Source organism: Thioalkalivibrio sp. ALgr3, from assembly GCF_000377325.1.
Classification (GTDB): Bacteria; Pseudomonadota; Gammaproteobacteria; order Ectothiorhodospirales; family Ectothiorhodospiraceae; genus Thioalkalivibrio.
Genome location: NZ_KB897988.1, coordinates 26586 through 45583, shown reverse-complemented (window position 1 = coordinate 45583; position 18998 = coordinate 26586). Strand labels below are relative to the sequence as shown.

Here is an 18998-nt window from a genome sequence, read left to right as displayed (position 1 = left end):
TCAATTCCCTTTTTGTTCGAACCATTGCGCCACGAGGGCGCTGACTTCACTCGCCTGCTGACCGAGGGACCAGGACATCGCCAGATAAAGGCCCACAGACACCACAGCAAAAAGTCCAACGATCATCCACACGGGAAACTCACCGCGCGAGTTCCAGCGACTTCGCGTCACATGCCGTTCCGGATCCGTCAGTGCTTCTTCACTGGTTTCGTGCAGGGACGACAGCTGATCCCCCAGCGCCTTGACGATACGTTGATACTCGTCGTGTCTTTCAGGCTGAATGCGATAACGCCCCTCGAAGCCCAAACAAAGACATACATAAATGAAAGTCAGCAGTCCTTCGTACCGCTGCGGTTCCTGTTGAAGCCGTGCGAGGATGGAAAAGACCTTCTCCCCTCCCCAGGTCTCGTCATGAAAACGGGCCAGCAGCGAATGTTCCGCCCAGTCGCTCTGCCCGCCCCATGAGGTGCTCATCACCGCCTCGTCGACGAACGAACACAGGACATAGCGATACGCCAGCACGGTTGGTCTGTCGTAGCCCTGCTCCGTGAGCTCGATGTCGATGGAGCGGATCTCCTCCACCACCTGGCGATACAGGGCTTCGCTGTCTCCCAGCCACTCCAGCTGCCGAACCCGGATTACCAGTCCAAAAAGAGGGCTGGCCGCATCGACCAGTGGATTGAGGCTGTATCCGCGCAGGCGGAACACCAATGCCTCGTCGCCATCCAGCATGCCCGGCTTCACCGTGGCTCCGGGGTCTCTCTCGCCGGACACCCTTCCCTGATCCTTCAGACTTTCCGCGATAGCCGTCATCGCTAGCTCCTGATCGCCCAGAACTGGATATCCAGCCCCGGGAATTTCCCGCCGACGTGAAATGCAAAGCCGCTACCGCCGGACAACGTCGACCATGCCTCACTACGCCGGTCGAGCTGGAAGTAGATGTGGCTTGCGTGGTATGGAAGCTGCCGTGGCGCCACGGGCAACGGGACCAGCGGCACGCCCGGCAACTGCAGGCTCACCAGGTCCGTGATGCGTTCAATGCTGGCCACCTTGGTCTGCTGCACGAACAGGCGACGCAGTTCCTCCACCGGCATATCGGCGTGCACGGCAACAATGAACTCCGCCTCCTCCAGCAGCCCCGGGTCGCTCAAGGGCGCAACCATCAGGCCATAGCGGCGATGCTCCAGCGGAATCGACACGGCCCGGGCTTCCAGCACGGTCGACAAGGCCAGGCGCAGTCCCTGCATGAGCGCCCGCAACGAGTCGTCCGGGTGGTCATGGTCGTAGGGTGGATAGGTCCGCGGAAGACGCGACTCGTCCGTGAAGGTCGCCAGTTCGCCGCAGGCCTCCAGCATGCAGGCATACAGCGTTTCCGGATGCAGACGGCGATGCCGGGCCAGGTGCAGGAACCGGGGCTGAAGACGGTTGAGCAGTTGCAGAAGCATGAAATCCGAGACATCGGCAACACCCGCCTGCTCGGGAGCTGCGAGACGCTGCGCGACGTTCCTGGCTCGCTCCTGCATCAGGCCGGCCATCTCGCCGAGAAAGCGCTGCAGGCTCGGGGCCACCCGGGTACTCAGCGCCGTCGGGACAAAATGGGGATCCAGAACCAGCCCGCCATCCGGACGGAGCTCGAGGATCCGGGCCAGCGCCAGGCAGGCATAACCACTGCGATCATCGCGCTCCAACAGCAGCCTTGGGGCCACCCTTGCCACGGACAGTTCCGTGGCATCGCCCCCGCGGGAGTGCAGGTCGCGGATTTCGCGCGGCTCCCGCCGAAACCGACCTTCGTATTCCGGCTGATCGGTGTCCGCCACCTCGGCCACGCTGTCGCGCGCAAGCGGAAGCGCAAGATAGACATGCTGGTTGGCAGCACTCGCCTCCGTGACCTCCAGCGGCTCCGGCTCCAGGTCATCCCCGGGAATGTCGAAGGTTGTCCCGTCCGGCAACACGCCACGTGCCCGGGTCAGTGCCACCCGGCCGAACCCGAGAAACTCCTGGTTGAGCGACAGCTCCACGAACCCGTGGTCATAGGCGCAAGCCGCCTCGAGCCGGAGATTGACCACCCCTTCAAGGCTGCGTTGCTGTTGCTGGAAATGCTGCGGCTTGATGAAGTCGCCTTCACGCCAGACTACTCGATTTCGACACACCATCAGTCCTCGTCCTTAAGGTCGGCTTCGTGCCTGCGCAAATGCACGAGAAGGTTGTAGTCGAGGCCTCGCGGTTCAACGCGCAGGGCCTTTTTCCACTGCGCTTCATCCGGCATCGCGTAATACGCCACCAAACCGATGTAGCGGGCATCCGAGTCCAGTTCATCCAGAAAAAAACTCTTGAACTGGCCTGGCAACAGGGTGAAGTCGTCGTGGTCCAGATAATTGGTCCCGAGCGCGTCTTCGAGCTCTTCCTCGAGCTCCTCATAGCTTGCGGCCATGAGCATTGAGTCATCCTTCAGTTGCATCACGCGAAACATCAGCGGTGTACCTTCGCCTTCGCTGTTGGGATTGACGTCCTCGTCGGCCACCAGGCTCAGGCGTACCGCAGAAGGCTGGTCTTCCGGATGGCCTACCGGAACGGACGGGTCCCAGATCACCTGCCCCAGCTTTCCTGCCGTTTCCAATGGCGTTGCACATCCGCTTACAAAAACTGCAAAAATCACCCACACCAGCAACCGACACCCCCGGCAGGAGATCATTTCGTCTCCCCTTGCCGACTCCGCACCGACTGGTCATACGCCTGTTCGAACACCTCCCAGAACAGCTTTGCAAAGCCCTGTTGCCGATCGGAATTCAACTCCGCGAAATAGTGGCGGTACATGCGCCATGACCAACCGTCGCCACGGGCCTCTGCGTCGTCTCCGGTTCGATATGCCGCGAACCGACGCTGCAGGGTGTCCGGCTCGAACGCCGACAGCAGCGTCTGCAGCCCGGCACTGATTGCGGTTTCCATTGCCTGCTGATGCCGGCTCATGAGCTCCAGCGACTCTGACACCGCCGCCGCCGGCGCGAGATGCACCGGACTCCGATCGGAAGAAAACATCGTCCGGACCGTTTCGTCATAGTCCTGGCCCAAACGCAACGGATTATCTTCAATCGGCTGCAGGCGACGGTCGCGCAACGGATATCGGGACTCATGCCGGGCACGGTGGAGTTCGCACAAGCCGGTCACCGTCGCCTTCACGGTCTCGCCGACGAGCGCCAGAAACTCTCTTTGCTCATCCGCGTCACGGAATTCCAGGTTCACACCCAACGCTCCGAGCAAGGGCTGGATACTCGCGCCACCGGCGGCGCCCGCGGTCGCGGTCGCCGTTTCCGGCCCCGACCATCGTTCCTCCAGGTGGGCCCCCACCGATTGCTCCAGCGCCTTCAGTTCGTCTTCGCGTGCTTCCGTGGACCGGGGTTGCGCCGGACTCATCATGGCACACTCCTCCCTGGACCGAAGGTCGCGGCCGCCGTCCGGCCCCGTCCACTCTCCGTTGACCGAACCACTCTTTTCGTTGCCCTCCATAGCCCCCTGCAATGCCTTGATCGGATCATCCACATGCCGGCCCGGATCGGACTGCCCACCCAACGCGACCAACGGGTCGCCTGCGTCATCCGCCTTCTCCGCCATCAACGGCCCGCCATCCGCCGTCATGACCGCCTCGGGACCTCCGGTCAGCGCCCCGGCCAAAGCGGAGATCCCGACATACTCGTTCCCGCTTCCGGCATGAACACGAACGTGGTAATCGCCGATCACCAGAGTGTCCCCATCGGACAGCGATACCTTCTGATCTCGCCCCAGCGGCTGTCTTCCATTGTTGATGCAGGTGTCGCCACCTTCTGCCTGCAGGATGAACCTGCCGTCCTCGTATCCGACAAAGGCATGTACTCCGCTGACTCGCCCCGCCGTGTCGGGCAGCCACCAATCACAGGCACCCTCATCGCTGCCAATGCAACCGCCATCCGTACCGAAGACATGGCTACTGCTGCACTGACCATCGAGCACTTCCGGATTGGTTACTACCATGGTCAGTTCCGTCGGTCGTTCCGCCACCACATCACTCCCTTGTCTGTATACGGACACGCCGCCTCTGGCGCATCGCTTCCGTTCGTGGAGAGAGAAAACTGGTCCATCCCAATTGACTCGTTTTCGGGCAGGAAAGCCGCATGCCATCGACCTCCTCTGGCTGCAGTTCCAGCTCCAGGTCATACGCGAGCGGTTCACGCAGGAGGAAATCCACCAGCGACTTCAATACGCGGAACTCCCTGCCACTGGGGAGAAAATCGCTCATTCGTGTGCGACTCAGTCCGGCAATGCGGATCACAAACTTCCCGTTGATGTCGCGCACCCGCTCTCCGATGGTGAAATCCTGGTTCAGCCGCATACCGGCGACACCACAACGACTACGTTGATCGGGCGATATCTGCACCGATCGGGCACACCAGGGAAGCACCGTCACCTGCTCGAGGTCGAAGTAATGCGCAAGGATTCCCCCCACGACTTCCGGAGCCCGGGAGCGCCCCGCCACCAGGCCGGCATACGCCAGCATCTTGCTCCAGTTGATCGGCGTCTCGCCGCGCATGCCCTCGTCCGCGAGGCCGGTCAGCGCAAACAGCACCGCCGAGAATCCGTCACCTGCACCGTCCTCGTAGCGGATGTGATGGCGGTACTTTCGCCACGAGAAATGGAAAAGTGTCAGCAGGCGGTGATGGAAAAAATCCAGAAGGTCCGCCGCAGCCCCCTCGTCGTGAGCGCGCGCCTGCGCTACCTGTTCCAGGTAGTAACCGGGCAGGGGTGACTGCGCGCCATGCAACCCCATGAACCCCACTTCCAGCGAATAGCCGCGCCGATCGCAATGCCCCAGACGAACGACATCACTTCCGGGAAATCCCAACGAGGGCGAAACACAGAACCGAAGGCCACGGACGACAGGCCGCGTGTCCACCTTCGGGTCGGGGTTCTCCCCGCGCACGCGAAACAACAGCTCCACCAACTGGAAGAAGTCGTAGTGATGCGCGCGGTCCCGAAGGGCCTCGGGCACTACATCAGCGGTTGTTGTCCGGGCTGCCACTTCCATGTGTAGCTCTGCTCGCTTTTCCGATTAATGACCTGCAACTCGTGAAACGAGTTGATGCTCGCGTACAACCCCAGAAACCTGGCCAGAACCGAGCCAAACTGATAAAGGCTCCCTTCATCCCCAAAGGCGTCTTCGTCCAGTTCCACAACCGAACGCAAACCCCGAACCGGCAACCCCTGGAACAGTCGGTCCGCCGCTTCCGTCCGAATCGAACGAATCCCGGCCAGCCGATTTTGCGAGACTCGCTCCGCCTGACGGTCTGCAAACGACCGGAAATCGTAGGCCCGCAATACCGAGCGGAGAGCATCCGTGCTCAGCAACGAGAGATAGTTGAGGGCCAGGTTCGACAGCAGCGTCCACAGCAGGCCGTCATCCAGGCGTGGCTGCAGCCGCGGCGTGGGTGCCGTGATGTTGCTTACCGTGGCCATGGCCGGCGAGTCGTCGGCGTATGTCGTCACGTCCCCGACCGTCAGTGCCTCAGGGAGGCGCCGGTTGGTACAGGTGAGCCGCAACGAGACGGTTTCCCGGTCTCCCAGTCGCTGGACCTCGTCGCCGCGCACAAAGGAGATGTCGTGGTCGAAGCCATCATTTCGCATGCTCTCGCGCGTGCGCACCCGATAGAACAACGATTCCCCGCCGCGATCCCGCTCCAGCTGATGCTGGAAACTTTCGAAGGGGAAATAACGCCTGGGCTTTCCACGAAAGCGCCCGTCCGCCTCGGTCAGCCAGCCCTCCACCTCGTCGACGCTGAACACTTCGTAATGCCCCGGGTTTCGACTGCTGGGCGTTATCCTGTACTCGCTCCGCTGACCGGTCAGATCGACCGGGTCCGCATCCATCTCGAACAGGTTCACGGCCGGCGTACAGTGCAGCTGAAAATTGTCGACCCCCGGACGCACATCGGACGGAAGGCTTCGCGAGAATCGGAACACCAACCTCACCTCCTCTGCCGCCCGGCTCGGGCAACTGGAGCTCACACCTTTCACTGCGACAAACCGGAACGCGTCCGGAAGGCACAGATACTCCTGCAGAATCCGGTAACCCTCGAAACTGTTCCTCGGATACGGCAAGACGGCCTGATCCCGTTCGAACCCCACCGGCCCAATGGCGTCAACGGACAATCTGTGTTGCTCGCCATCGATCCACAGGTGCAGGTCTTCCAGGTAATGCTGGAGCCAGAGGTAGAGCATCCGCGCCGAATATTCGTCGCCACCAAGGTAGAACCGCATGGACTCGGGAGCGACCGCATCCAGCGGCTGGTCTCCATGCACACGCAGGTGGAGGGTCAGCTCCGAGGAATTGCCCGAGTGGAGGTCTTCCACCTCCACCACCTCCAACGGGTTCAGGGTGACGTCATGGCTGGTTCGGAACCGGCACTCGGTACCCTCCACCGGAACACTGGACAGCATGGTGCCCCGCGGGATGCGGTAGGCCCCGGTCAATGCCTGCCACACCGGAGTGAACCGCACGATCGTCATGCTGGGCACCGGCCGCAGGTAGTTCGGCCACAAGGTGTTGATCAGCGAGTGAGTGAGTTCCGGAAACTCGTCCTCGACCTTCTCGCGCATGCGCCCGGTCAGAAAGGCAAAGCCCTCGAGCAAGCGCTCCACGTCCGGATCCGTTCCACGCTCGGAAAGGAAACGGCTCAGCTGAGGGTAGGCCTCGGCGAACTCGCGGCCCTGCTCCCGCAGGAAGTTCAGCTCGTCCCTGTAGTAACGGTTCAGCATCACTCAAACCCGGCCAACGCCGTCATTCGACGAGCCAGTACCGGCGATCGGCCAGCAACAGGTCCAGGGTGGTTTCGTCACGCCGGCCGTCCGACGCCAGCCGGGCACGCACCCGAAACTGAAGCCGTGTCGACTGGCTGCCGTTGTCCTGGACCTCCACGTTCACATCGGTGATGCGCGGTTCAAACCGCTCGATGCACGCCTGAACGGCCTGCCGCACACCAAGCTTGAGGTCCAGCGCGGCGCCCGTGGCATCGTTGAAATCCATCAGTCCGAGTTCCGGCACGCACGGACTGTGGCCCGGGCAGCTATTGAGCAGATCGGTCAAATGCCGCTTGATCGAGTCGACAAGCGCCTGGTCGCCGCCACCCGAAGGGTCCGGGTAACCCGGTGCGGCCAGACGCTCGAACAACCGGGGCCCATTGATGGTCTGAGACACCTCGGTCATCGGCCCTTACTCCTTGTCCAGACGACCGACAAGCGAGAGTTCGAAGTTCGCGCCCATGTACTTGAAGTGTGGCCGAACCGCCAGGGATACCTGATACCAGCCCGGGTCTCCCTCCACATCGGAAACATCGATCGCGGCAGCCCGAAGGGGACGGCGGCTTCGCACATCGGCGGGCGGATTTTCCTGGTCCGCCACATACTGTCGGATCCAGTCGTTGAGCTCCCGCTCAAGATCCTGCCGCTCCTTCCAGGCACCAATCTGCTCGCGTTGCAGCACCTTGATGTAGTGCGCAAGGCGATTGATGATGAACATGTACGGGAGCTGGGTGCCCAGCTTGAAATTGGTCTCGGCCGCCTGACCCTCCGGGGTATTCGGGAAGCGTTTCGGCTTCTGCACCGAGTTGGCGGAGAAAAAAGCCGCGTTGTCGCTGTCCTTGCGCATCGTCAGAGCGATGAAACCCTCTTCCGCGAGCTCGTACTCCCGACGGTCCGTAATCAGCACCTCGGTGGGAATCTTCGCCTGCAGCTGGCCCATGGCCTCGAAGGTGTGGACGGGAAGGTTCTCGACCGCTCCGCCACTTTGCGGGCCAATGATGTTGGGGCACCAGCGGTATTTGGCGAAGCTGTCGGTCAGGCGTTCGGCCAGGAGATAGGCCGTATTCCCCCAGAGATAATGCTCATGGCTTTGGCTTACCGTCTCGCGGTAGCTGAAGGTCTTGATCGGGTTCTCGACCGGATCGTAGGGCATCCGCAGCAGGAAACGGGGCGCGGTCAGCCCCAGGTACCGGGCATCCTCGCTCTCGCGAAGACTGCGCCAGCGCGCATACTGCGGACCTTCGAAGACTGCGGACAAGTCCTTGATATGGGGGAGCTCCTGGAAGCTCTCCACACCAAAGAATTCCGGTGCGACCGACGAAATGAACGGTGCATGCGCCACTGCGCCCACCGCAGCGGTGTACTGCAGCAGCTTGATGTCGGGCGTGCTGGGGTTGAACTCGTAAACCCCAATGACCCCGGCGACCGGGTCACCACCGAACTGGCCGTAGCCGGATGCATACACATGCTGATACAGCCCGCTCTGGGCAAGCTCGGGAGAGAACTCGAAGTCGTCGAGGAGTTCTTCCTTGGTGGCATGCAGCAGACTCAGGCGGATGTTCTCGCGAAAATCGGTGCGGTCCACGAGAAGCTTGAGCCCGCGCCATGCCGATTCGAGCTTCTGGAACCGGGGAAGATGCAGGACTTCGTCCACCTGCGCGCTGATCTTCCGGTCCAGTTCGACGATCATGCGATCCACGACCGCCTTGTTGACCTGAGGCGTTTCTTCGTCATCCCGCAGCAGTTCGCTGATGAAGGCGGCAACTCCCTTGCGCGCGACATCATAGCCTTCGTCCGCCGGCGCCATGCGGGTTTGCGCCATCACCTGATCCAGCAGGGACCCGGTGGCCACGCCGTCGCGGGACTGTTCCTCTACCACTTCATTCATTGCTTGTTACCTCGCTTCCGTTGCAAGCCCCGATTACTCGGTTTCATCCGTGGAGGGGGTGTCCTGTTCGAGTTCTTCCAGCAGCTGGTTTCGCGCCTCTTCGCTCTCCAGAAGCTCCTGCAGGCGTTCGCGAAACGCCGGCACATTGCCCAGCGGCCCCTTGAGGGCAACCAGTGCCTCGCGCAGCTCCACCAGCTTTCGCAGCTCGGGGACCTGCTGGGCGACCTTGTCCGGGGAAAAGTCGTCCAGCGCCTTGAAGGAGAGACTCACCGGAAGATCGCTGTCCTCATCGCCGTCCTGGAGACGGTTGGGCACCGAGGCCTCCAACCCGAGGCCCGCTTCGGCGAGCACGGACTGGAAGTTGTTCTTGTCGACCGAGACGGTGGAGCGTTCCTCGACCGGGGTATCCTCGGTGCCACCCTTGAAATCACCGACGACCAGGAGCTTCAGCGGAAGCTCGGTCTCCGCCTGCTGGTCTCCAGTGGCCGGGACATAACGAATGTTGATGCGCTCCCTGGGCGCAACCGTTCCTTCTTTGGACATGATTCACTCCTTGTGACCAGATGAAGTCTCGGTCAGACACGACAAACGCTCTGGCACCCACAAAGGTGCAGAACACTCGTGACGCTTGACGAGCTGACAAGAGGGAGACGTCGAAGTGGGAAATGCGGTGGCTACCGCGCATTGAGGGGGTCCTTTTCGTCCATGATTGTTGGTCGCCCCAGCGCCGGTGGGGGCAATTCGCTCTCGTCGCTTCGCCCCCCTGCAAGGAGCAAACCGAAAGGCGTTTTGAGCGCCCGATCATCCTGACCGGGAAACACCACTTTTTGTATCACTATGCGGAACCAGCCGTCCACACCAAAATCAGGGTTGTACCGACCTTCCAGAGACGTTAAGCACCGTTTCTGGAAATAGCGCACATTTTTGCGTTCCTCCGGCGCCAGGCTTTGCCCGCGCGGGTTCGCGGATCCAGGCCCCATCCAGGAGCGTCGTTCGGCACGGGGTTCATCCGGCTGACGGACAACGCGCGGGAAAGGTTGCAGGAACCCCTGGCTGCGCGCCTTCTCATTGCAAGTCGGGGGCATCTCGAACCCGGGCCGACAGGCTTCCGTCGTCCCCGCATACCTCCCAGCCAGCATCGACGCAGGCCTCGCACGGGCGTGGTAGTCAGCCGCGAGGCTTTCCAGCTGCAGCGCCTTCGCTACGGCCGGTCATCGCTTCCAGCCGCTCCGTCAACCGCACGTCGATGGCCTCCAGCTCGACGCGCAAGGACTCGAGGGCGTCCTCGTCGCCGCCGGATCGCTCCAGCTCCGCCAGCCGGTTGGCGACGTCGTCCCGTTCCTTCATGGCCTCCTGAATCGCGTCTACCTGGCGGCTTTGTGCCTCCCATTCGGCCTGCTCGACCTCGGCACGCCGGAGCAGACGGTGCCGTTGCCACACCCACAGCACTACCAGCAGCACTAACACGCCGCCGATCAACATGTGGATATTGATGTTCATCGACGCTCCTCCCCGATATCCATATCACACAACCTCTTCCATTACAGGGCTTTCTACCGCAGCCCCCTCCGAACCTCAAGCACCGTCGGCCGCCGCGGAAGATGGCGAGTGACTATGTTGCTGCCGGAGGCGAATCCGACCGAGCGCCTGAACGATCCCCCGGGATTCCCGATTTCGAGTGAGATCACCAAAGGCCGTCAGGCAATATGTCCCCCTCCAAACGGAGGTTTCTCCGTCCGGCTGACATCCGGTTTCATTGGTCGGTCGATGGTGCGGTTCACGCCACGCCCCGACGCACATATTCAGGCCAGCCACAAGGAGAAGCGAAGCCGTGGGTAACCAACTGGTATTCAAGAACTGGGGCACCCCGCTCATGGGGCTCTTCGTGCTCGTGATGAGCGTGATCTTCCTGACCACGTTCGGCCGCAGCACGCATCTCGCCTGCGGGGCGGAGGAGCGCTACTGCGAACTCACCCGATCGGCCCCGTTCGGCATCCATGAATCCACCGAGGGCCGCTACCCCCTGGAAGAGATCCAGCAGGCCACACTGGGCGAGAGTCGGAACAGCGACGGCGACCGCACCTACTCCGCCAACCTGCAGCTGGACGACAGCTCGGTGGATATCCTGGGCTACAGCCGGAGCGGCCGATCGGGCGTTCAATCCATCGTGGACGAGGTCAACACCGGCCTCGACGATGTCCGTCAGGGCGGAGACTTCCACATGAGCCACCAGGTCACGTTCGGCCTGTGGATGCCCCTGGCGATGAGCGTACTGGGTCTCTACCTGCTGCTGTTCCAGCGCAATGTCGTGGCCCTGTGGCTGCCGCCCGGAGTTAACCAGCTACAGGTCGCCGAACGGCGCTGGTGGCAGCCGGGGAGCCCCGGCAAGATCCGCGACATTCCCTTGCAGGACATCAGCCGGGTGGCCGTAGAGACGACCTGGTCGAGGTCACAGCGTTCCGGCCATAGCAAACCCGCCCACAGGCCGGTCATCTATCTGAAATCCGGGGAATCCATCCCCCTCTCCCGCACGCGCAGATCGGGCCAGGGCGCCTTCCGCCGGCAAGAGCAAGTGCGCCGCTTCCTCGAACAGGGCGGCGCATCGCTGGACGACGAGCCCGACGACCCCGCGTAACCGGGGTGAGGATCCGATCGGTGTCCCGGACAGACCCGCTCGGGCAGCTCGGGCAGGAACACCGGGGAGGGCGACGAACCGGCGCCCTCCCGGTGGTATCCGAGACTGCATGAGGGATTGCGAGTTACCCCCTGCGCTCCGCCTAGACTGCGTGCGGGTCACACAACCGGAGTCCCCAATGGAAAATCTTCATCTGCCGATCCGCGTCGACAAGCGCGAAAAGGGCAAGATCATCCAGCGCATCGAAGAGCTGGAGGGCGTGGAACTGGAATTCACCGATCTGGACGTGGGCGATTACGTCTTGCCCAACGGCGTCGTGATCGAACGCAAATCCGCGGCCGACATGGTCCTGAGCGTGGTTGACAAGAGCCTGTGGGAGAACGCCGCGAAGCTGAAGGCCAACTACCGGCAGGTGATCTACATCGTCGAAGGGGACCTGTACGAGCCGCGCTTCTACCAGCAGGCGCTGGACATCCACCGCGCCCTGGCCCACCTGACCATCGCCCTCGGCATCAGCGTGCTGCCCAGCCCGGATGCCGACAACAGCGGCATGCTCATCTACCTGACCGGCCTGAACGCACAGATCGAGCCGGATCCCGTCGACCGTGAGGCCGAGTCCGACAACCGGCGCAAGGTCGCCGAATTCATCCTCAGCGGCCTGCCCGGCGTCGCCGCGGACGAAGCCCGCGACCTGCTGCGCCACGTTGGCAGCGTGCGCGACGTCATCAACGCCGACGCCGCCACCCTTGCCCGGACCGATGTCCTCGACCCCGAACGCGCCGAACGCATCGAGTCCGTCGTCACCTACGGCAGCCGCAAAAGCTGAGCGATCGATGACCGGACCGCAACCCGACGTGCGTGGTCAACGCGACCTGTGCCGCACGAAGGAGCTCAAGGAATCATCGGCTTACAGCATCCTTTGACACACCCGAAAGACGCTGTAGAATACGCGTCTCGGACACGACAGGCGCGTAGCTCAGTTGTGCACCACCTTGACATAGTAGTCCGCATCCCCGCCCCCTCCCCTGAATACCCCATATCCCTCTCTTTTCTGGACATTTAAGGTCATCCCGGATCTTTTTGGGGCTAAAATTACCTCAGATTTTGTCCCAACCGTCTCTCCCCCCGCATGTAACATTGTGGCACTCTGAATGAATACCACTCAGCGTGACCGTCCCCATGCCTCAGACCCGCAAGCCTCAGTGGAAACAGGTGCCTCTCGACAGCGTTGTTGTCCCGCCGAACAGCCCTCAAGCCAGACTCCCCGAGTCAGCCATAAGGATCGCGATCCAGAAGCTTTCTCCACATCTTTCGACACTCGAGATCCTCTACCCGATCATCGTCAGTGACTCTGATTTAAGCCTCTGCGGGGGCCACCGCACGTACCGAATCATCCGTGCTTTAGCGGACCAACCAGGACGCCTTACATGGGTCGTCTCAGCCCCGTTCCCGAATCCCGAGGCGGTAGCGGTACTCGACGAATTGGTCACTCCTCTCCTTGGTTCTCCAACCGACGCGGAAACCATCTCCAGGTACATTAAGGCTGCCGATCAGCACGAAAAGTGGCTCCGATTTCTGTGGATTGACCCTTCGCGCGAGGGAATCGCGGATTTCCTCGGGGTGAGCAGGCAAACCGTTCAGAGAGTGGTGCGCAAAGGGGAAATCGATCCTCATGGGTGACCGACTCCACGAAGCGATCTGCAAACGATTGGGGCCAGAATTGTGTCGGCTCCAGGAAAGTTTGAAGGCCGACCTGCAGATCCCCGATGGCTGCGAAGGCTTGTTACCAATAGCCGGAAATCTGGTGGATCTCGAGCCGAAACTCGCCGATTTGGGACACGTCGTGGGCAACCGCACTGACCAAATCACGCGATGGGCGCGAGCGGTCGACACCCTCAAGGATGACGAACTCATTAGCATCCATTTCGCGGATCGATTCTACGGCCACCACGAGAAGGATCGAATCCGGCCACCATTACATGGCGTGTATACGGACCATGCCATTTGGGCGGCCATGTGGTTCCGCTATTGGAACGCCGATTCACAGCCTCAACGCCATAGCACGTACGGCTGGCTCCAAGCTCAGCTCCTTGTCGCCTCCGTATTGGCCGAAAAGAAATGGCACATGAGGTATATCCTTCCGAATCGCCGGAAAGCCGCCGGCCGGCTGGTCAGGAACCTGCATGACCGAGGAACCGAATGGATCCTTGATCGGCTTCAGGACGTCTGTCAGCGACCGCAAGAGTTGTCAGAATCGTTGACTGAAATGGGGAAACAAGTTAGCCCCGATTGGCAGGATTCGAGGTCTAATGCGCTCGACAGCGGTCGTTTCACGCGAAGATACCGATCGTTGCCATCGGACCTGAAAGCGTTCGGTGATCTCCTTGCGATCGCATACGGAATTTCGGACGACACGCCATTTGGCGATCCGAAACAGGGTCGAAAACGGAGGAACAAAGGCCGACTGCCCGCCCAGTTTTTGTACTCCCACCATGCGATGTACTGGACAATCCTTAAGCGCATGGAGGATGTGCAACTCTGGAAAGAAGCGCACGTTGAGATGGGACTATACGTCCCGGCGACCGAGACCCGTAGCGAGATACTCGATGCAGCCATCGACCCCACCGAGTTCGGTGTGCCCGAAGGCGCGGCCGTCTCATTTGACGATGTGCTCGGGTTTAACCTCGATGTATCTGACCTCGGCTCGTTGCCACACCTATCGACAGTTTTCGCTAAGGCGGCCCACAAAGCCCGCCACATCGCTGTCCAGAACCAGCGATTCCGGATCGCTCGTTCACGACCGAGGCTCCAGGAGATCAAGCGCCTGGTTAGCGGCCTGAACGACATCTACAGGATGGCGAGCTCCGGCCAACTGCCCAACGATATTTCCGATTCTGAGTGCGAAAAACTATGCCGTGCTCTGGAGATCGCCGCGGCGTGCTTGGTCACGGGTACGCCATCTCAAGATGTCAGGAATGCGCGAATCGTCAAGGGCACCGACGACGGGAATCAGCCAACGGACCTCAATATCGACCTGGCCTCTGGGGTGTGGGTTCGTAGTTACGAAGGACCGGAGCGACGCCACGTTCGAGAGGATGTCGCCAGTGAATTAGTACCGAGCAAGAAAGCGGTTGTCATTCCCGATGCCTGGGGCCTTCTTCGAAGGAAAAAGGCGACTGCGATCGGCGGCAAGCCGTTCGCCATACATCAACTGGACACTTACACCGACGTTTGGGACCGCCAGATTCGGCCTTTGCTCGACAGGATGGGCGTGTCCGGGCGTCACCAGACGTTTGACGGCATCGCCTCGGTGCTGCCGGCCTGGTTCAGGGGGCTGGAAGAAGGTGACCACATCAGCCCTGCGATGCTATTCGGACAGAAAGATCCGCTCGCTGCTACGCACCAGTTCTACACCGCCGTTAGCCGCGAGAAACTCGCGCAGAGGTTTCAAGAGGTCATGGATGATCTAGCCGCCGCAATCGATCTTCCATCGCTCGATCAAGGGAATGACACTGTCCTGGCCCGTTGCCCGGTGGGCTCATCCTCGAAGGTCGCAATCAGCTCGATCGAGAAAAGCTGGGTTGGAGATGATCGGACGCCCCGCGTCCTGCCGTTGCGGAAGGTCGTCAAGGACATCCGCGACTCGATCACTGCCACGGATGTTGGCTCATCGTATGCGTTCCACAACCGCCTCGCCCTGTACACAGCACTTGGCCTGGTTCTCGCGACCGGGGCCCGGGCGATACGTACACCCATCCCAGACCTCTCTGCGGTCCATGGGCCTACTCGAACGCTATGCCTGCAGGAGAAGGACCGCGGTGACGGGCTACACGCGCGTCTCGCGCTACTCCCGCAGCGCGTGTACGAACAGGTGCAGATCTATCTCGCGTGGCTGCAACGGAGCTTTCTCTCGGGTTCGTTGGATATGCCGACGGTGCTTCAAGTCAAGGCGACCAAAAGCCGGGACCGGAGCCGGTACGGGTCCGAGGGCTTCCTGCTGGACCTCAGGAAGTCAGTCTATTTTTGGCAAGAAGTGGCCCCAGGCAAGTGGAGTCCGGTGGAGTTGACCGGAAAAAGCCTACAACAGCAGTGCGAACAACTGAGCACGGGTTCCTGGCCCATCGAGAACCAGGCTCGCCATTTTCACCGAACGTATCTGACAGCCTTGGGGGTGGCACCAACCCTGATCAACACGATGATGGGCCATTGGCATTACAGCGAAGAGCCTTGGACTGCTTACTCGTCGATGGACCCGCATCGATTGCGGGGCGAAGTGGAGCCGATTCTGGATCGGATGCTAGACGACCTGCGATTTGAGGTCGTCCGGGTCTGATGTTTGAAGAAGAGACCACCGGTCAGGTCTGTGCGCTCTGGCGGCATCTTGCGGTGCCGATGGAAGACCTGCTGGCGCTGAGGGACCAGGTCTGGTGTGGTCGCCAAGAGCTTTCTTGGGGGCCCCGTTCTGAGCTTGGCGGGGTCATGTCGGCCATCGAAAAGCATCACCCAGACGTGCTTTGGAGAGACCGGATTCCCAAGTCGCCCTGGACCCGAGATCAGTTTGCGGCGTTCATGGACACGGTCCGTCGATCAGCGCCTCGGGGCTCTTCTTTTCGGGCACGCTGGCGGGTTGCCGAAGTGCTCGATGCGGGCAATCGATTGGGTGTGTGGAAAATCCCGCTGTACGACATTCCAGCTCCACTCCCACCCCCCGGAAGACCGGTTTTCCGCCCTGAACGCTTCGAGCGCATGGTTCAATACGAACCGTTGCATGCGCGCTTCGTGGAAGCGGTGGGGGCCGACGTCGGGTACCTCGATGATGGGCGTATGGCGTGGGGACAGATTCTGGGCTCCTTTCTGCTATACGGTGGTTTGGTTCAGCCCGCCTGGCTCGGCGCGGTCCCGCACTCCCTCGGAAACGCGCCGGCGCACCTGCATTGGCTGGATATTGAGAGGTCTTTGCCTGACAACCAACGGCCGGTGATTCGTCGGCATTACCTGGATCCGATCACGCGTTCGGTGGTGAAGTACTGGAAAGAGCGTGGCTGGCCGAAGATGCCGGCCAGTAAGGAGCGGGGTCCAGCGTTCCTCAAGCGACTCATCGGCTCTTACTTCCGGCGTTTGGACCCAAGCCTGCCGTTTCCGGACAACTGGACGGACCTCCGCGACGTCGTCGAAACCCGCTTGGCCTTGTACATTCCGCCGCACCTGATTGGATACGCAACGGGTTTCTATAACCCCGTCTCGTTGCCGCCGGAAGTGATGCAGCGAATCGAATTTCCACCGGCTGCGCTGCCGTACGGAGACGGCCTCGCCGTTACGGAGCCCAAAGGTATCGTTCCTGCTGAGCCCCAAGGGATGGCAGAAGATCGCGACGCAGACGACACTCTCTCAACTCCACCCGTGGGTCCGTGGATCCGCGAACTCGGGCGTTCAATCCGTGGAGGATCAACCGCGGATCCCAAACGCGTGTCGACCTGGCTGGAGCGCCACGCAGATCGTGGCAACGATGTTCATAGCCCGCTGCCACCGAGCATCATCCGAATGGGGGAATGGGCTCAACATTGGCTGCTTGCGAGCCGCGGTGGTTCTGGGCCGATGAAGCCCAAGACGGCCTACGATCGCTTCAATGCACTGGCAATCCCTCTCGCCGGCTTCCTGAGTGACGAGGATCCAGCCACTTTCGAAAGCGCGGATGACTTCATCGAGGTCTATACGGCAGTTCTTGAAACCGCAGATACATTGTCAAAGCGAAAGCGACTGGCAGCGGCGATTGCGAGCTTCCATGAATTCATGCGGAGTGCGCACAAGGCACCCGAGGTTGCATCCGCCGGCCTCTTCACCGTACATGGACGACAGCCACACGCCGTCGATGCCAATTTCATCGAACCGCGGGCCTTTGAATGGGCAGTTCGGTGGCTGGACTATCGTTACGCTGAGGATCCTGCGCTGCGGGAAACGCTCGTTTTGATCCCATGCCTCGGTTATTTCGCGGGATTGCGGCGTTCTGAAGCCGTTGGGCTGCTCATCGACGATCTGGACGGTGAGCCCGCGTGGGATTGCGTGGTGAGCCCCAACCGAAACCGAGGACTCAAGAGCTCAAGCGCTCACCGAGTCATCCCATTGGGTGTGCTTCTGCCCGAGCGCTATCTGGAGCGACTGAAACACTGGTGGGCCACCCGCCGACAAACGGTGATTGCGGATGGCGGTGATCCTGCGCAGATTTCGATGTTCGACCGCCCACGGAAGAAGGAAGCGGACAACGACAATCTTCGGCGTTTCGATCGCGATCTGGAACAAATTACGGACGCGTTAATACGGGTGACGGGAGATGCAGGTCTGCGCTATCACCATCTGCGGCACTCCTTCGCTAATCAGCTCTTGCTCGCACTATGGCGCCACGAACACGCCGACGATGCGCTGGTAGTCGACCGTATTGATCCCCTGATCGGCTTTGAAGACGTCGCGACGTTGCGAACCACCCTTCTCGGCAATTCCCCGGTTCAGCGCCGAAGCCTGCGGCTGATCAGTGCTTTGATGGGGCACTTGACGACCGAGATCACAATGAATCATTACATCCATCTGACGGACCTTCTTTGGGGCCAAGCCGTGCGGGAAGCCCTTCCCAGACTCGAGCTCCAAGATGTGGCTCGTCTACTCGGTGTATCCATCAAACACGTTCAGCGAAGCAAACGGAATTTCGACATAGGGAACCCGGTGGTTTTGTTAGAGAAGATGCTGGACCAACACCTAGGCACCCCCGTCCCTGCGGACACGGATGCAGGAGAGCCCAAGCAATTACTCCCGCCACGTGATCCTCATGCGGCACTCCTGTCGCTCACGGACTATCTAAATTCCCCTTCGGAGGACCACCCGAAGGACGCGCAATTCCTGCCTCCTTGGGATTGCTCTGATATCGAGGCAGTGCGGGAATGGATCGCTGCCTTACCCGAACATTTTCGCCAACCGCCAACAGGCACCACCGAACGCGTTATTGCTCCGCCCCGCACGCAGCAGGGACGTCGCCTATCGAAGGCCACGATCCAGATCCTTCAATTTGGCGAAACACCATGGAGTGCGACACAGCGCGACCAGCTCACACGGCTCTTCCGGTCACACAAGCTAGCTAGCGGCCCCCTGAATGTCGTCGTACCCACGGTATCGATGCTCAAACTCTGGTGGCGATTCCTCCATGAGCTTCAGCTCGACCAGGCATTCGACTTCGTCCACTTCTCCGCCCTGGGGGGTGGCCGTGAGAGCCCCATGGGGCAGTATCAATACTGGGCCCGACACACTCCGGTCGAACTCGAGTCCGGTGACGCTCGACGCGAGGAATTGAAAGGCATTGAACCCACATCAAGGAGAGGACTTGTATTGGTGCGCCATCGGGGCAGTGGAGAAGCCGCACGAAACGCTCGATGGGTTTACGGTGTGTGTTGGGCGCTCACAATGCTCGCCGCGCTTAAAGAGACTCCAAGATGTTCATTGACCATTGAATAGCATTGTCACTCACTTCTCCAAACACGGCGCGGATGAAGACATCCATTCGGTGGCGGCACAGGCAATTGTACAGGATCGGGTCACCGATGAAGAACCTTTGGGGAAGCGTCAACCGCTGAACCCAAAACGGACATTCTGATGCATATCACCAAG

14 protein-coding genes are annotated in these 18998 nt (G+C 61.0%); 4 read left to right on the top strand and 10 right to left on the bottom strand.

Features of this window, described 5'->3' with window-relative positions:
* From icmH to C998_RS0111170, 10 genes are all read right to left on the bottom strand, one after another.
* A complete protein-coding gene (gene icmH, locus C998_RS0111215) occupies positions 1-813 on the bottom strand; it encodes a type IVB secretion system protein IcmH/DotU (protein ID WP_231364983.1) in 813 nt (270 codons plus the stop codon).
* A 2-nt stretch (positions 814-815) separates the two neighbouring features.
* Positions 816-2153 (bottom strand): type VI secretion system baseplate subunit TssK, encoded by a 1338-nt coding sequence (tssK, locus tag C998_RS0111210; RefSeq protein ID WP_018870960.1) that lies wholly within the window; start codon positions 2151-2153, stop codon positions 816-818.
* Positions 2153-2692, bottom strand: coding sequence for a type VI secretion system lipoprotein TssJ (tssJ, locus tag C998_RS0111205; RefSeq protein ID WP_081617437.1), 540 nt, complete (start codon positions 2690-2692; stop codon positions 2153-2155). Before tssJ ends, tssK begins: the two co-directional genes overlap by 1 nt.
* Positions 2689-4005, bottom strand: a complete 1317-nt coding sequence (tagH, locus tag C998_RS0111200; protein WP_018870958.1) for a type VI secretion system-associated FHA domain protein TagH — start codon at positions 4003-4005, stop codon at positions 2689-2691. The genes tssJ and tagH overlap by 4 nt, the downstream gene beginning before the upstream one ends.
* A gap of 31 nt (positions 4006-4036) precedes the next feature.
* Entirely contained in the window at positions 4037-5056 is a 1020-nt protein-coding gene (gene tssG / locus C998_RS0111195) for a type VI secretion system baseplate subunit TssG (RefSeq protein WP_026279587.1), read from the bottom strand.
* The gene (tssF, locus tag C998_RS0111190) at positions 5020-6783 is read right to left on the bottom strand and encodes a type VI secretion system baseplate subunit TssF (protein ID WP_018870956.1); all 1764 of its coding nucleotides are present in this window, start codon (positions 6781-6783) and stop codon (positions 5020-5022) included. Before tssF ends, tssG begins: the two co-directional genes overlap by 37 nt.
* A gap of 22 nt (positions 6784-6805) precedes the next feature.
* The gene (gene tssE / locus C998_RS0111185; protein WP_018870955.1) at positions 6806-7231 is read right to left on the bottom strand and encodes a type VI secretion system baseplate subunit TssE; all 426 of its coding nucleotides are present in this window, start codon (positions 7229-7231) and stop codon (positions 6806-6808) included.
* 6 nt (positions 7232-7237) lie between these two features.
* Positions 7238-8713 carry a type VI secretion system contractile sheath large subunit gene (gene tssC / locus C998_RS0111180; protein ID WP_018870954.1) on the bottom strand — a complete coding sequence of 492 codons (1476 nt, stop codon included), beginning with the start codon at positions 8711-8713 and terminating at the stop codon, positions 7238-7240.
* A gap of 33 nt (positions 8714-8746) precedes the next feature.
* On the bottom strand, positions 8747-9256 hold the full coding sequence (tssB, locus tag C998_RS0111175; protein ID WP_018870953.1) for a type VI secretion system contractile sheath small subunit: 510 nt from the start codon (positions 9254-9256) through the stop codon (positions 8747-8749).
* A gap of 624 nt (positions 9257-9880) precedes the next feature.
* Entirely contained in the window at positions 9881-10213 is a 333-nt protein-coding gene (locus C998_RS0111170) for a hypothetical protein (protein ID WP_018870952.1), read from the bottom strand.
* Positions 10214-10544: 331 nt separating this feature from the next.
* Between C998_RS0111170 and C998_RS0111165 the strand changes: the two genes are divergently transcribed.
* The 4 genes from C998_RS0111165 (at position 10545) to C998_RS15215 (ending at position 18845) form a co-directional block, all read left to right on the top strand.
* Complete coding sequence (locus C998_RS0111165) at positions 10545-11348, top strand: hypothetical protein (protein WP_018870951.1); 804 nt, start codon at positions 10545-10547, stop codon at positions 11346-11348.
* A gap of 178 nt (positions 11349-11526) precedes the next feature.
* Complete coding sequence (locus C998_RS0111160; protein ID WP_018870950.1) at positions 11527-12174, top strand: ERCC4 domain-containing protein; 648 nt, start codon at positions 11527-11529, stop codon at positions 12172-12174.
* Positions 12175-13020: 846 nt separating this feature from the next.
* Entirely contained in the window at positions 13021-15681 is a 2661-nt protein-coding gene (locus tag C998_RS14110) for a hypothetical protein (RefSeq protein ID WP_038082019.1), read from the top strand.
* Positions 15681-18845, top strand: coding sequence for a site-specific integrase (locus tag C998_RS15215; RefSeq protein ID WP_081617436.1), 3165 nt, complete (start codon positions 15681-15683; stop codon positions 18843-18845). The genes C998_RS14110 and C998_RS15215 overlap by 1 nt, the downstream gene beginning before the upstream one ends.
* The last annotated feature ends 153 nt before the right edge of the window (positions 18846-18998 follow it).